The 14,358-nt window shown below is 66.2% G+C and carries 13 protein-coding genes; all 13 read left to right on the top strand.

The genetic code is table 11. The annotated features are described in order from the left end of the window. Position 1 precedes the first annotated feature (1 nt). Positions 2–778: a hypothetical protein gene (locus tag GPA22_RS08755; protein WP_169255706.1), complete on the top strand. Its 777-nt coding sequence runs from the start codon at positions 2–4 to the stop codon at positions 776–778. A 479-nt stretch (positions 779–1,257) separates the two neighbouring features. Beyond that, complete coding sequence (locus tag GPA22_RS08750) at positions 1,258–1,899, top strand: hypothetical protein (RefSeq protein WP_169255705.1); 642 nt, start codon at positions 1,258–1,260, stop codon at positions 1,897–1,899. Between the two features lie 258 nt (positions 1,900–2,157). Next, positions 2,158–2,853, top strand: a complete 696-nt coding sequence (locus tag GPA22_RS08745; protein WP_169255704.1) for a hypothetical protein — start codon at positions 2,158–2,160, stop codon at positions 2,851–2,853. Positions 2,854–3,225: 372 nt separating this feature from the next. Further along, positions 3,226–5,841, top strand: a complete 2,616-nt coding sequence (locus GPA22_RS08740; RefSeq protein ID WP_169255703.1) for a molybdopterin-dependent oxidoreductase — start codon at positions 3,226–3,228, stop codon at positions 5,839–5,841. After that, positions 5,841–6,455 (top strand): 4Fe-4S dicluster domain-containing protein, encoded by a 615-nt coding sequence (locus GPA22_RS08735; protein ID WP_169255702.1) that lies wholly within the window; start codon positions 5,841–5,843, stop codon positions 6,453–6,455. The genes GPA22_RS08740 and GPA22_RS08735 overlap by 1 nt, the downstream gene beginning before the upstream one ends. Positions 6,456–6,466: 11 nt before the next feature. Continuing rightward, a complete protein-coding gene (locus GPA22_RS08730) occupies positions 6,467–7,366 on the top strand; it encodes a DmsC/YnfH family molybdoenzyme membrane anchor subunit (RefSeq protein WP_169255701.1) in 900 nt (299 codons plus the stop codon). Between the two features lie 22 nt (positions 7,367–7,388). Further along, the gene (gene fdhD, locus GPA22_RS08725) at positions 7,389–8,357 is read left to right on the top strand and encodes a formate dehydrogenase accessory sulfurtransferase FdhD (protein ID WP_169255700.1); all 969 of its coding nucleotides are present in this window, start codon (positions 7,389–7,391) and stop codon (positions 8,355–8,357) included. A 10-nt stretch (positions 8,358–8,367) separates the two neighbouring features. Continuing rightward, positions 8,368–9,156: a cyclase family protein gene (locus tag GPA22_RS08720; protein ID WP_169255699.1), complete on the top strand. Its 789-nt coding sequence runs from the start codon at positions 8,368–8,370 to the stop codon at positions 9,154–9,156. A 10-nt stretch (positions 9,157–9,166) separates the two neighbouring features. Next, entirely contained in the window at positions 9,167–9,739 is a 573-nt protein-coding gene (padE, locus tag GPA22_RS08715; protein WP_169255698.1) for an NADH-dependent phenylglyoxylate dehydrogenase subunit gamma, read from the top strand. Beyond that, the gene (gene padF, locus GPA22_RS08710) at positions 9,736–10,026 is read left to right on the top strand and encodes an NADH-dependent phenylglyoxylate dehydrogenase subunit delta (protein WP_169255697.1); all 291 of its coding nucleotides are present in this window, start codon (positions 9,736–9,738) and stop codon (positions 10,024–10,026) included. The genes padE and padF overlap by 4 nt, the downstream gene beginning before the upstream one ends. Before the next feature lie 194 nt (positions 10,027–10,220). Further along, complete coding sequence (gene padG, locus GPA22_RS08705; RefSeq protein WP_169255737.1) at positions 10,221–11,483, top strand: NADH-dependent phenylglyoxylate dehydrogenase subunit alpha; 1,263 nt, start codon at positions 10,221–10,223, stop codon at positions 11,481–11,483. Then, positions 11,484–12,770 carry an NADH-dependent phenylglyoxylate dehydrogenase subunit epsilon gene (padH, locus tag GPA22_RS08700; RefSeq protein WP_169255696.1) on the top strand — a complete coding sequence of 429 codons (1,287 nt, stop codon included), beginning with the start codon at positions 11,484–11,486 and terminating at the stop codon, positions 12,768–12,770. A 4-nt stretch (positions 12,771–12,774) separates the two neighbouring features. Next, positions 12,775–14,157, top strand: a complete 1,383-nt coding sequence (gene padI, locus GPA22_RS08695) for an NADH-dependent phenylglyoxylate dehydrogenase subunit beta (protein ID WP_246264190.1) — start codon at positions 12,775–12,777, stop codon at positions 14,155–14,157. The last annotated feature ends 201 nt before the right edge of the window (positions 14,158–14,358 follow it).

Raw genomic sequence — 14,358 nt, 5'->3', positions numbered from 1 at the left:
TATGCCGCAGACAGGCGACTTCGGAAAAGATATAAACCTGCTCGTACAGAACGTTGCACGGCTTTTCGCTCACGAAGGAAACGCGAAACTGGTTTCTATCCTGTCCTACGCCACGATTTCGGCCGATCAAACGGGATTCGATAATTGGGACGGGGGAACCGACATTTACACTGTCTATCTCGAAGTACCTCAGGCCATCTACCTCGAAATAAATGCCGAGCTCGATGCCATCGCGAAAGCGATTCAGGAAAGGCTCGGTACATTCTTGCACCGGTACGATCGTACGTGGATTGGTGGCATCGCAATCTCGCCGCAGCTCATTGAGTCGGAAAGTTGGCAACAGGATGCAAGAGATTGGCTTTCGGGTGAAGGCATTACTAACCAAGGGCGGGTCCGTTCCAACAACATCGCCAGCCGTCAGTGCGATGGCCTGCTATTTCGATCTGTTCCCGAGATTAACCTCTATAGAGCTCTGAAGAGTAAGGGGTTGACTTTTGCACCTTTGCCAGTGTTTCTTAAGGGTGGCAAAGAATACTCGCGGATCGAGCCTGATTTCATTTTGATCAAAGACGGTATCGTGTTCTGCATTGAAATTGACGGTGACACCGTGCACAAGGAGACGCCTGCGGAGGCCAACGCCAGAACTCGTATCCTCAGTAACGAGGGAGCAATTGTTGAGCGGTTTACCGCGAGCCGTTGCGACACGCCGGAAAAGGCCGAAGAGCTAGCCAGAGAGGTTTTGGTGCTCATTGAAAAGCATAGACGAAATCGGCCCTAACAACCGCGTCGAGCCGACCGGGGCGAACGTTAGGCGTCCATAAACGGCATCACGGAGAGGAATACATGAGACGAGAGGAAAGAGCGCAGCAACTTTGGAGCATCCTCGTTCTAGCAGCTCGCAATCGCCAAGTGCTCACGTATGAGCTTGTCGCACAAGCGTGCGGAGTTCCTGCTCCAAGCATTGGTGATTTTCTTCGCCCTATTCAGCAGCTTTGCACCGAAAAAGGCCTCCCTCCAATTACGAGCCTAATTGTAAACAAGAGCACCGGACTGCCGGGTGATGGATTTCTTGCTGAGAACGTCCCGCTAGCGCAAGTACAATCCTTCGCACGGGATTGGCTTACTTTTCAGGCACCTTCTGCTGAGGATTTTGCTGATGCGTATACTCGTGCTCCGGGTCGAAGATAGAGCCCAACGATACGCTTCAGCCGACCGGGCGGCTGAGCTTTCACGTTGGGCGTCATAAGAAGCGCCGTCATGACGAAAGTTCTCCTTCCTTCTTCCGAGCTATGGGGTCATCATTCGCCAGAAGCTTCGCCTGACGAAATAATTGATGCCCTGGTCACACAGACGGAGCGAGCGATTCGCGGGTACTGTGCCCTGCCCGAAGGGCCGGAACCTTGCGGAGATCGGGATGGATATTTCCGGGTCTCCGTCACGATCCCGCTGACGTCTACGCTTTTCGATCAGCTCATGAACGGCGCGAATGGCTACCGCGCACACTACTCGGTCAGCGTCGAGGCTGGAGAGGCATTCAATCGCCGTCTGGTTGACGCCGTTGCGCCAATCATCGCGTGTTCGGAAACGCTCTACGGAGATAAGTTTGATCAGCCTCTTTGCCGGAAATCACTGCTGGGCCCATTCAGTAAGTTCTGGTATCCAAAGGAACTCACTGATCCCAGTGCCCAAGCCGAACTGCTCGAATTGAAAGAGGAGCTTCGGATACCGCGGTGGATGGAATACTGGAGGACAATGGAAAAGCCTCGAAAGGGCCTACTCGCACCGATTCCCGAGGGCTTGTCAGTACTGTTGAACGGAACTTTTGTCGACGAAGCAGGCGCAGCCTATGAGCAGAAACCTAATCGTTCGAGGCAGATCTTCGACACTGGCTGGACTTGAGAAATCAGTATGACGTCCATCCCGCCTTTAACCTGAGCGCCCAAAGTCGTCGCCGTTGGGTACCCGTCGCGGTTCGCGCTGGCGCCTGGTCAACGGCATTCGTTGGCGTCTTGGGCAGCGTTCGGAGTCGCTCGTAGCTGAGAAGATCGCACGAATGGCCGGTAGGCCTGTTGTTGGGGGATTTTAATGCTTTCCTCGTGGTCTCGTCTTCGCCCGCTCCTTCTTGCTGCCACCCTTGCGGCGCTATCCGGCGCCTCCGTGGCTGACGTTGCACCAATGCCCGGCCCCTGTCCCGACACCGGCGGCTGCTTCTTGATCTCCGGCTTTATCGGCCCGACAGATCTTGTTCTGTTGCGACCAATCATCGAACGGGCGCTGTCGCAAAGGCTCTCGATGACCTTTCGTCTCAATTCACGAGGCGGCGACGTACGCACTGCTATCGAACTCGCCAAGTGGATGCGCCGCCTCCGCGCTACCGCTGTCGGCGGCCAAAGCGACGTCTGTCTTAGTTCCTGCGTGTTCCTTTTGGCCGGAGCTACAAGCCGAATTGCTCCGGGAACCGTCGGCATCCATCGTCCCTTCAGCACTGATACTGGTGCCAAGGACTATGACACTGCTCAACGCGAGTATCGCGAGCTACAGACACTGGTTCGTATGTTCTTCCAGGACATGAACGTATCCGACACGCTCTACGACGCCATGCTGAGAGTCCCTCCGGAGAACATCCGTGTGCTGACGCGCGATGAGCTGCTTGCTTTCGGGCTTGAAGGTTTGGACCCTGTGCAACAGGAAATACTTGACTCGAGCGAAGCCCAACGCTACGGCATCTCGCGAGCAGAGTATCTACGACGAAAAGCGCTCGCCGCCCAGGCGTGTGACGGCGTTCTACAGGCCGGCCAATTCACAGCGTTTTGGGAATGCGACGAACGCATCAAATCGTCTGGCAAACGGTGACTACAGTCGTCAACGAGACGCCCAACTTTCCGCTCCAGCGGACCGTCAAAAAGCTGCGCATTTTGCCGTCCGCTGAGCGTTAGGTGCATGCCGTTGCCACCACTTGGGTGAGGCAGCAAATTGAGGTGCCCTGCGTTTTCCGCCTTCCAACCGGTCGTCCTCAGTTTCGCCTAGCCAGATGGACTGCGCGCTTCCGGCGCAGACGCGACCATGCGGCGGAAGGCGCCTTCGGCTTTTCCGCCCTACGAAACGCGCTCCGGAAACATCTGCTGTCCCCGGATAGGCGCCGCAGTCGCCGGATAGCCCGGCCGTGGGCGCTCCAATAGTGTAGAGCCTCGAAAAAGCGACGCGACTTTCCACCGAGGAGCGGCAATGGAGACTCTCACGCAGCCCGTGCAGAACTCGATGAAGCCGGGCAAGTGGCTCAATTCGAGCTGCAAGATGTGCATTCATTCCTGCATCACGCGGGTCCACGTCACCGAAGACGGTGTCGTGAACAAGATCGAGGGCAACCCGACTAGCCCGAGCAACAACGGGCGGCTGTGCCCTAAAGGCAATGCGGCGATCCTGCGGCATTACGATCCGGCGCGCTTCAGGACGCCGCTGCGGCGCACCAACCCGCAGAAGGGGCCCGGCGTCGATCCGAAGTGGGCGCCGATCGGCTGGGACGAGGCGCTGGATCTCGTCGGCCGCGAGCTGAAGAAGACGCTGGACGAGGATCCGCGCAAGCTGCTGCCGGCGATCAACGACTTCCAGAAGCTCTTCCTGTGGGCCTGGCCCGCGGCGCTCGGCAACGCGAACTACCTGTCGTCGGTCGGCAACTTCTGCGGCGGCGGCTACCACCCGATGAATGGGTTCATCCATTCCGCCTTCGCCGCGGCGAACGACGTCAATTACTGCAACTACTGGATCAACAACGGCGGTGGCGACGGCTTCTCCTCGCACCTGCATACCGCCGCCCAGGCGAATCACGTCGCGAAGGCGCGCGTCGAGCGCAACATGCGGGTCGTCGTCGTCGAGCCGCGCCTGTCGATCGGCGCCGCGAAGGCGAACGAGTGGGTGCCGATCCGCCCGGCGACCGATCGGCAGTTCGCGCTGGGCCTCGCCCACGTGCTCGTCGCGGAGAAGCTCTACGACGCGAAATTCCTGAAGAAGGACACCAACGCCCCCTACCTCGTCGGGCCGGACGGGTACTTCGTGCGTAACGGCGAAGGCAAGATCTACGTGTGGGATGCGGTCGACAACTGCGCGCGGCTGTGGGACGACCCCGAGATCAAGGACTTCGCGCTCGAAGGCACTTACACCGTCGACGGCAAGCCCTGCCGGCCGGCGTTCCAGAAGTTCAAGGACATCCTCGCCGACTGCTCGCCCGAGCAGATGGAGACGCTGACGACCGTGCCGGCGGCGACGACGCGGCGCATCGCGCGCGAGTTCGCGAAGGCGGCGCAGATCGGCTCCTACATCGAGATCGACGGTCGCATGCTGCCGCTGCGCCCCGCCGCGTACAACTACTACCGCGGCGCGCAGGGCCACAAGTACAGCGCGATGGCGAACCAGGCGTTCAAGCTGGTGAACTTCCTCGTCGGCGCGATCGACACGCCGGGCGGGCATGTCGGGGTCACGCTGGACGATCAGATGCAGGACATCCGCGGCGGCTGTGGGCAGATCCAGGCCGGCGAGAACGGCATGATGCAGACGATGCCGCACCAGCTCCATCCCGAGGTGCCGTTCTCGTGGCCACCCAACGAGACGCACCTGATGGGCTTCTTCCCGATCGGCGTCGATCCGGGGCACCTGACGCAGCACACGCTCGCGAACGCCGAGAAGTTCGGGCTCGACTACCGCCCCGACACGCTGCTGATGTGCCACTCCAACCCGCTGTGGAATCTGCCCGGCGACCGCGAGCAGTGGTACGCGCTGTTGCGCGAGATGCGCTTCATCGTCGCGATCGACATCCTGCCCAACGAATCGAACGAGTGGGCTGACGTGATCCTGCCGTCGCATGATCTCCTCGAGTCGTGGAACATGACGATGATCGAGCCGCCCCATCACGAGGGCATGTGCCTGCGCCAGCCCGCGACGCCGCCGCTGTACGACACGAAGAGCGAGGAAGAGATCTTCTACGAGATCTCCGAGCGGCTCGGCGTGCTCGAGACCTGGAACGGCATCCTCAACTTCGTCAATGGCTTCCACCAGCAGCCCGAACTGCTGCTCGAACCGAAGCGCAAGTACAGCGACCGCGAGATCGCCGAGCGCAAGGGCAAGCTGTGGAACGGCAAGGATCTCGACTGGTACGTCGAGCACGGCCACGCGGTGACGCCGCGCCGCCCCGACAAGTGGTACCGGCCGTGGGACGGGCTGCGGCTGCATTTCTACATCGAGGACATCGTGCGCGCGCGCGACACGCTGCGCCAGAAGATGGAAGTGGCCGACGTGCCGTTCCGCCACGAGTGGGAGTGGGGCGATTACCAGCCGCTGCCGACGGCGGTGCCCGATCCGGTGCACCTGGAGCCGGCCGACTTCGACCTGTACGCGATCACGTTCAAGGACATCCAGATCAATTTCGGCGAGAGCATCGGCAATCCGTGGATCAACGACATCGTGTTCAAGGACCCGGTGCATACGGCGGTGCTGCTGAACCCGAAGAGCGCGCGTGATCGAGGGCTCGACGAGGGCGACATCGTGCGCATCGAGTCGCCGTACGGCGCGATCGTCGCGAGGCTCGCGCTGTCCGAAGGCGTCCATCCCGATGCGGTATGCGTGTCGAACGCGCTCACGCGTGTCGCGACGCAGAACACCGGCGTGCGCCACGGCGGCGGCAACTTCAATCAGCTGCTGCCGGCGAACCTGCGGCACACCGACGCGTGCAGCGGACAGCCGGAGACGGTCGCGAAAGTGAAGCTGACGAAGCTCGGTGCCGTGCCCGCGGAGATCGCCGCCGGCAACTCGGTGTTCGGGCAAGGCCGCGGCAAGGGGAGGGCGCACTGATGGCCACGTGGGGGATGGTTTTCGATCTGCGCCGCTGCATCGGCTGCAATGCGTGCGCGGTCGCGTGCAAGCAGGAGAACAGCCTGCCCGACGGCGTGTTCTTCACGAAGACGTTGTCGGAGGAGGTCGGCGAGTATCCCGACGTCACGCGCAGCTACGTGCCGACGATCTGCAACCACTGCGAGGATGCACCGTGCGAGCGCGCCTGTCCGACAGGCGCGACCTACACGCGTCCCGACGGCATCGTCATGGTCGATCGCGACAAGTGCATCGGCTGCGGGACCTGCATCGTCGCGTGTCCGTACGACCAGCGCACGCGCCTCGAGCCGGAGATGCTGAACGAGGGGCTGTTCGGCGGCGGCCGCCTCACGCCCTTCGAGAAGCAGGGCATCGGGCGCTTCACCGTGGGCACCGTCGTCAAATGCACGTTCTGCCACGAGCGCGTCGATGCCGGCCTGCTCCCGGCGTGCGTCGCGACCTGTCCGACCGAGGCACGCATCTTCGGCGACCTCGACGACCCGACAAGCCGGCCGCGCCAGCTGATCCTGGAACGCCGCGGGCGCCAGCCGCTGCCGGAGAAGAACACCAACCCGCGCGTGTTTTACATCGACTGAAGGGGAAGCACATGCTCGCGAGCAACCGCATCTCGGATGGCAGTTTTCGCGTCGGCGTCGGCCTGCAGAAGGCGTGGGGCGTGCAGATGGCCACGGCCTTCTTCTTCGGCGAGGCCGGCGCGGGACTGTACTTCGTCGCGCAGTTCTTCGATTTCGCGCTCGGCATGTTCGCCGGCCTCCTCATGGTGCTGTTCGGCAAGGCCGGCGGGCACATGCTGCACCTCGGGCAGCCGCTGCGCGGCTGGCGCGCGCTGACGAAGGTGCGCACGTCGTGGGTGAGCCGCGGGCTCGCGGCGATCGTGCTGTTCGTCGTCGCGGGCGCGCTGCACCTCATCGACGTGCGTGCCGGCCTGCTGCCGGCCGGCGTGTCGCAGCTCGTCGCCGCGGTCGCGCTCGCGGCGTGCTTCGTCATCATGATCTACCAGGGCTTCGCGATGTCGCATTCATCGGCGATCACGCTGTGGAGCAGCGGCCTGATGCCCGTCGCGAGCCTGACCTATGCGCTGTTGAACGGCGTGCTGCTGACGCTCGTGTTCGGTTTGGGCGAGCCCTTCCTCGCGGATCGGCCCGACACCGTGCGGCTGCTGCAGGTGCTCGCGGTCGCGCTCATGCTCTACGGGCTGGTCACGGTGCTGAGCCTGCTGCACGGTGCGCGCCACGCATCCGAAGCGGGGCGGCAGTCGGTCGCGCTGCTGCTGCAGGGCGGCTTCGCGCGCTGGTTCGTGCCGCTCGTGATCGGCGCGGGCTTCGTCGTCTCGGCGCTGATGATGCTGGCCGCGCCGCCGGACTTCGCTTGGATGCTCGCGGTCGCCGGCCTCGAGCTCACCGGCTATTACGCCTTCCGCGTGCTGGTGTTCAAGGCCGGGGGCTACGATCCGGCGCTGAGCCTGGCATACCGGTTCCGGCACTGAGCCGCGGCGACGGAGACGGTCGATGCATACGAGCATTGCCCGGTTGTGGCGAGCGGGCGGCAGCCGCGCGGTGTCCGCGCTGCGCCTGACCGCCGGGGACGCGCGCGGTGAGGCGACCTGTCGCGTCATCGACGAGGACGCGCTGACGATCGACGTCGAAGGCGTCGGACGCTACACGCTGATGTGGACGCCGGCCGACGGCGACGATGACGGTGCCATGGGCTTCGTCGCCGGGGAGGGCGTGCTGGGCGACGCGATGGTGTCCGAGAGGGTGCCCGAGCGGCTGGCGCTCGCGGCGGGCTTCGCGTATTCGGAAGGGATCATCGGCGGTCTCGCCGATATCGCGACGATGGCGGTCTGTCCCGACCGACGCAAGGTTGTGCGCATGCGGCTCCACGCGCCCGAGCGCGTCGCGGTGAAGCGGCGCGACGTGGTCGTCGCGAGCTCCTGCGGCGTGTGCGGCGGGCGCGAGGCGATCGAGGATGGCTTCGACGAATTCGCGCCGGTCGCGGCGCGGCTGCGCCTCGCGGCATCGGAGCTGACCGCGCTGATGGCGGCGATGCAGCGCCGGCAGCGCCTCTTCCGCACGACCGGCGGTGCGCACGCTGCCGCGGTGTTCTCGCCGCAGGGCGGCATCCTTGCCGTCGCCGAGGACCTCGGCCGCCACAACGCCCTCGACAAGGTGGTCGGGGAATGCCTGCTGCGCGAGGTGCCGCTCGCCGGCTGCGGCGTGGTGCTGTCCTCGCGCCTGAGCTACGAGATGGTCGCGAAGGCCGCGCGCGCGGGTTTCGAGCTCGTGGCCGCCGTGTCCGCGCCAACCTCGCTCGCGATCGAACTCGCCGAACGCGCCGGCATCACGCTGTGCGGCTTCGTCCGCGGCGCTTCCGCGACCGTCTACACCCATCCGCAACGCATCCGCGACGGCGCCGGCGGGCACGAGTCCGCCCGCACAACAGGCGCCGCGGTAGTGCCCTTCACGCTTGACGACTGAGGAGAGAAGCATGACCGCCAATGGAAATGTACTGACGCAGCTCGCCGCGGAGCTCGCCCGCGGCGCGATCCGGGTCGTCGACCTGACGCAGCCGCTCGGCCCCGATACGCCGGTGCTGGGGTTGCCCCCGCCGTTCGCGAACTCGCCCGGCGTGAGCTTCGAGACGATTTCGCAGTACGACGACAAGGGGCCGGCGTGGTACTGGCGCACGATCCGCATGGGTGAGCACACCGGCACGCATTTCGATGCGCCGGTGCATTGGGTCAGCGGCAAGGATCGCGCCGACAACACGCTCGACACGATCCCCGCCGAGCGCTTTGTCGGTCCCGCCTGCGTCATCGACATCAGCCGCGAGGCGGCGGCCGACCCCGACTTCCTGCTCACGCGGGACGGGGTGTTCGCATGGGAGGCGAAGCACGGTCGCATCCCGCCGAAGTCCTGGGTGCTGCTGCGCAGCGACTGGTCGAAGCGCGTCGGCGTCGCCGAATTCCTGAATTGCCGCGACGACGGGCCGCATTCGCCGGGCTTCGACCGCGGCGCGACCGAACTCCTCGCGTTGGAGCGCGACGTGCTGGGCGTCGGCGTCGAGACGGTGGGCACCGACGCGGGCCAGGCGCACAGCTTCGACCCCCCGTTCTGGACGCACCACATCATGCAGGGCAACGGCAAGTTCGGGCTCGCGAGCCTCGCGAACCTCGACCGCCTGCCGCCGACCGGGGCCGTCGTCGTCGCGTCGCCGCTGAAGCTCGTCGGCGGCTCGGGCAGCCCGCTGCGCGTGCTCGCGCTCGTGCCGGCCTGACGGAGGGCGCATGTTCGAGGTGCGATTGCACGGACGCGGCGGCCAGGGGACGGTGCTCGCCGCCGGAATACTCGCGAAGGCGCTGGTTGCCGAGGGCAAGCATGTCGTCGCGGTGCCGCAGTTCGGCTTCGAGCGCAGGGGCGCGCCGGTCGCGGCCTACCTGCGCGCGTCGGAGACGCCGATGCGGGCGATGACGAACATCTACGCGCCGGACTGCGTCGTGTGCATCGACTCGTCGCTGCCGCGCGTCGTCGACATCTTCGCCGGCCTGCGCGCCGGCGGCACGCTGGTGCAGGCGAGCCGGCTCGCGCCGCAGGACATCGTGGTGCCGGTGTCGGTCGCGACGGTCGCCGTGTGCGATGCGGTGGGCATCGCGCGCGAGGTCTTCGGACGGCCGATCACCAATACGGTGATGCTGGGCGCGTTCGCCCGCGCGACCGGGCTCGTGTCGCTCGACGCGCTCGAACGCGCACTGGAAGAGACGAGTTTCCGCGACGGCGGCCTGGCGCAGAACCGGCGTGCGCTGGCGCTCGGCCACGCGCGCACGGTCGTGCATCGCGTCGAGCGGCGGGAGGCGGCATGAAGAAGCAGGCGGTGCCGCTTTTCGATGCGGGCGCGATCCCGAAGACCCTGTGCCCGATCGCGACCGAGTATAGCCGCATGCTGCCGGGCGACTGGCGTTCGCTGCGCCCGGTCGTCGACCGCCGCAAGTGCGTGAAATGCGCGGTGTGCTGGCTGTACTGCCCGGTGCAGTGCGTCGTCGAGCGCGCCGGCTGGTTCGACATGAACCTCGCCACCTGCAAGGGCTGCGGCATCTGCGCGCGCGAATGCCCGCAGCGAGCGATTTCGATGGTCGCCGAAGAGGAATGAATGAGGGAAGGACATGAGTGCGGACCGTAGCATCACTCGTAGGGCGGGAAAGCGAAGCGCATCCCGCCACGCGGCGGTCGAACTCCGCTGCACCCGTGGGCTGGCGGGATGCGCCTTCGGCTTTTCCGCCCTACGTTCGTGCGGGATTTGCGCGCGCACGATGGTTCCAGAACAGGAATGGACAAGTGAATGACATGAGCGAGGCCGTCGAGAAGATCGCACCGAGTACCGGCTCGGCGGTCGCGAAGAAGGAACCGAGAATCCTCGTCTGCGACGGCAACGAGGCAGCGGCGTGGGGTGTCGTGCTGTCGCGCCCCGACATGGTCGCGGTGTACCCGATCACGCCGCAGTCCTCGCTCGCCGAGTACGTCGCGCAGTTCGTCGCCGACGGCGTGCTCGATGCCGAGCTCGTCGAAGCGGAGGGCGAACACAGCGTGCTGTCGGTGCTGCACGGCGCGGCGCTCGCGGGGGCGCGCACCTACACCGCTAGCTGCGGCCAGGGGCTCGCGTTCATGTTCGAGCCGTACTTCCGCACGCCCAACCTGCGCCTGCCGATCGTCATGTCCATCGTCAACCGCGACGGCATCACGCCGCAATGCGTGTGGGGCGGCCAGCAGGACGCGATGACGGTGCGCGAGGTCGGCTGGGTGCAGCTCTTCTGCGAGACGGTGCAGGAGGTGCTCGACACCATCGTCATGGCCTACCGCATTGCCGAGGACCGCTCGGTGATGCTGCCCGTAAACGTCAATCACGACGGCAACTACCTCTCGAACGGCATTGTCCGCATCGAGTTGCCGGACCAGGGCGAGGTGGACGACTTCCTCGGCATGCCGGATGTGAATTGGCACGCGGCGCTCGACCCGGACCGGCCGATGGGCGTCGATCCGCTCACCGGCGGCGCGACCGGACCGGGGCCGGCGCTCTTCGTCGGCTACCGGCGCGGGCACTGCGAAGGCATGCAGAATGCGCTGCGCGTGATCGTCGAGGTGCACGAGGAATGGGCGCGCCGCTTCGGCCGCCGCTACGCGCCGCTGGTCGAGGAGTACCGGCTCGACGACGCCGACCACGCGCTTGTGACCATCGGCAGCATGGCCGGTGCCGCGAAGGATGCGGTCGATGCCGCGCGTGACCGCGGCGAGCGCGTCGGCCTCATCCGCATCAAGACGCTGCGGCCGTTCCCGCTCGACGCGATGGTCGCCGCGCTCGACAAGGTGCGCGCGATCGGCGTCGTGGACCGCGCCGTGTCCTACGGCTGGAACAGCGGCCCCGTGCATCAGGAGACGCTGGCGGCGCTGCAGCACTGCCGCCACCGCGTCCCCTGCCTGTCGCTGATCGGCGGCCTTGCCGGGGCCGACCTGACCCAGACGCATTTCGAGCGCGCGATTGCCGAAACCGCGAAGCTCCTGGATGCCCCCTGTCCGCGCGAGCCCGTGTGGCTCAACGCCGAGGATCGATGAATGGAACAGTTCGACTACGTCGTGCTCGGCGCGAGCCACGCCGGTCTCGAAGCGCTGCGGGCGATCCGTGCGCACGATGCGGACGGCAGCATCGCCGTGCTCGACCGCGAGGCGCGCCTGCCGGTGTCGCCGACGGTGCTGCCCTACGTGGTGTCGGGCAAATGCGCGGAGGATCGCATCGCGCTGCGTGAGCGGCGCTGGTTCGACGCGCAGCGCGTCGACTACCGGCAGCAGGCGGCAGCCGCGGCGCTGGACACCGCGAACGCGCGGCTGCGCCTCGCCGACGGCCGCGAGATCGGCTACGGCAAGCTGCTGCTCGCGACCGGCGCCGCGCCCGCGATCCCGCCGATCGAGGGCTTGTCGGACGTGCGCTATCACGTGCTGCGCACGCTCGACGACGCGCTCGCGCTGCGTGATGTTGCAAGTGAGGTTGCAGGTGAGGCGGGCCGTGCGGCGGGCAGGGCGATCGTCCTCGGCGCGGGCCTTGTCGGCATGCACGCAGCCGAGAACCTCGTACGGGCAGGGGCCCGCGTCACGGTCGTTGAAATGCGCGGCCAGGTGCTGCCCGGCTACTTCGACGCCGCGGCCGCCGCCCGTATCGAAGCGGTGTTCCGCGACAAGGGCGTCGAGGTCCTGACCGGCCGCCGTGTCGAACAGGTCGCGCCGCGCGGCGAGGGCTGTACGCTGCGGCTCGATGGCGGCGAGGCGCGCGACGCGGACCTGCTGCTCGTCGCCGCGGGGGTGCGGCCGGAGGTGTCGTATCTCGCCGGCTCCGGCATCGCGGTCGAGCGCGGCGTCGTCGTCGACGCGTTCATGCGCACCGCCGCGCCAAACGTGTGGGCAGCGGGCGACGTCGTGCGGACGCCGAGCTTCTTCGGTGACGGCACGCCCGCCGGCGGCATCCTCCCGGACGCGGTGGAGCAGGGGCGCACCGCAGGCATGAGCATGGCGGGCGATCCGGCCTTGCAGCCCTATCCCGGAGGCGTGTCGCTGAACACCTACGGCTTCTTCGGCCACCGCGCGCTGTCGGTGGGGCGCGACGCGCCCGAGGGGACCGGGCCTGAGTGGGAAGTGCTCGTGCGCGGCGAGGAGGGGGGCGACGCCTATCTCAAGCTCGTGCTGCGCGATGGCCGTCTGCAGGGCATCTTCGGCGTCGACGTGCTGTTCGACCCGGGGATCATGTGGGAGCTGATCCTGCGCCGCGTCGAGATCGGCGCCCGCCGCGACGTGCTGCTTGAAAACCCGCAAGACGCAGCGCGGGCGTTGATGTCCGGACTGTGGAGATGAGCCGATGAGCGCAACCCCGACCATCGCCTTCGATGCCGAGCGCTGCGACGGCTGCGGCGACTGCATGAGCGCCTGCGCCAGCGCGAAATCGACCGACGGAAACACGGCTCAGTCCCGCATCCGCATCGTGCGTGACGACGAGGCGGGCCACTGGGGCGTCGCGCTGTGCCGCCAGTGCGGCGACCCGCGCTGCGCGTCCGTGTGCCCCGCCGCCGCGCTCGCGAAGGGCGACGACGGCATCGTCGCGTGGGACGCCGAACGCTGCGTGAACTGCCTGATCTGCACCGCCGGCTGCACCTTCGGCGGCATCGCGTTCAGTGCCGACGAAGGCCACGTCGTCAAATGCGACCAGTGCGCGGGCACCCCGCAGTGCGTCACCGCCTGCACGCGCGGCGCGCTGCGCTACGTGACGGCGGCGAAGCTCTACAACCGCTGGGGCGAACTCGAAGACCTGTTCGTGCCGGGCCTGGGCGGCTGCCAGGGCTGCAACACCGAACTCATCATGCGCCACACGCTGCGCCGCGTCGGCCCGAATACCGTGCTCGCGACCCCGCCCGGCTGCATCCCGGGCATGGGCTCGGTCGGCTACAACGGCATGCTGGGCTGCAAGGTGCCGGTGTTCCATCCGCTGCTCACGAACACCGCGTCGATGCTCACCGGCATCCGTCGCCAACACAAGCGCAAGGGCCGCAACGTGACCGCGCTCGCGCTGGCCGGTGACGGCGGCGCGGGCGACGTCGGTTTCCAGTCCCTGTCGGGCGCGGCCGAGCGCGGCGAACAGATCCTCTTCGTCTGCGTCGACAACGAGGGCTACATGAATACCGGCGCGCAGCGCTCGGGCAGCACCACCTACGGCGCGTGGACGGCGACGACGCCCATCGGCGACAGCGCACGCGGCAAGGCGCAGGACGCCAAGAATCTGCCGCTGCTGATGATGTGGCATGGCTGCGAATACGTCGCCACGGCCTCGACCGCGTTCATGGAAGACTTCTACGCGAAGCTGGAGGCGGCGCTCGAAGCGTCGGAACGCGGCTTCGCCTACCTGCACCTGTATTCGCCCTGCACTTCGGGTTGGCGCTTCCCGTCGGCGAGCAACATCGAGGTCGCGCGCACGGCCGTGGAGACGAATTTCGCCGTGCTGTGGGAGTACCGCCGCGAGCAGGGGCTGACGCTCTCGCGCGACATCGACGACCCGCTGCCGGTCACGGATTACCTGAAGCTGCTCGGCAAGTTCCGGCACCTCGACCCCGCGCAGATCGCGCACATCGAGCGGCATGTCGCGGAGCAGGCGCAGGTGCTGTGCGAACTCGCCGGCATGCAACCGCGTGAGGGGGAACGGATAGTTTGCCATCCATCCGATTCGATGGCAGTTGACCTGGATCAGTAACGGCCGACCTGCTTGGGCCTACTATGCATAAGGTTATATAGGGATACTGTATACAGTGTCCCGACAGCCTCGCATGCGCCTGCGTCAAGTTGGCGCGGCCCAGTCATTCGAAGGAACAGGAGGTTCGACGACAGACGCTGACCAGGATGCGACGACGGCGCAGACCGCACGCGTCCGCACTCGTTCCGATGCCTTGCACCG

Origin of the sequence: Aromatoleum toluvorans, from assembly GCF_012910905.1 — a bacterium.
Classification (GTDB): Bacteria; Pseudomonadota; Gammaproteobacteria; order Burkholderiales; family Rhodocyclaceae; genus Aromatoleum; species Aromatoleum toluvorans.
Note: the sequence above shows the minus strand (reverse complement) of the source record. Positions and strands in the feature narration are given on the sequence as shown.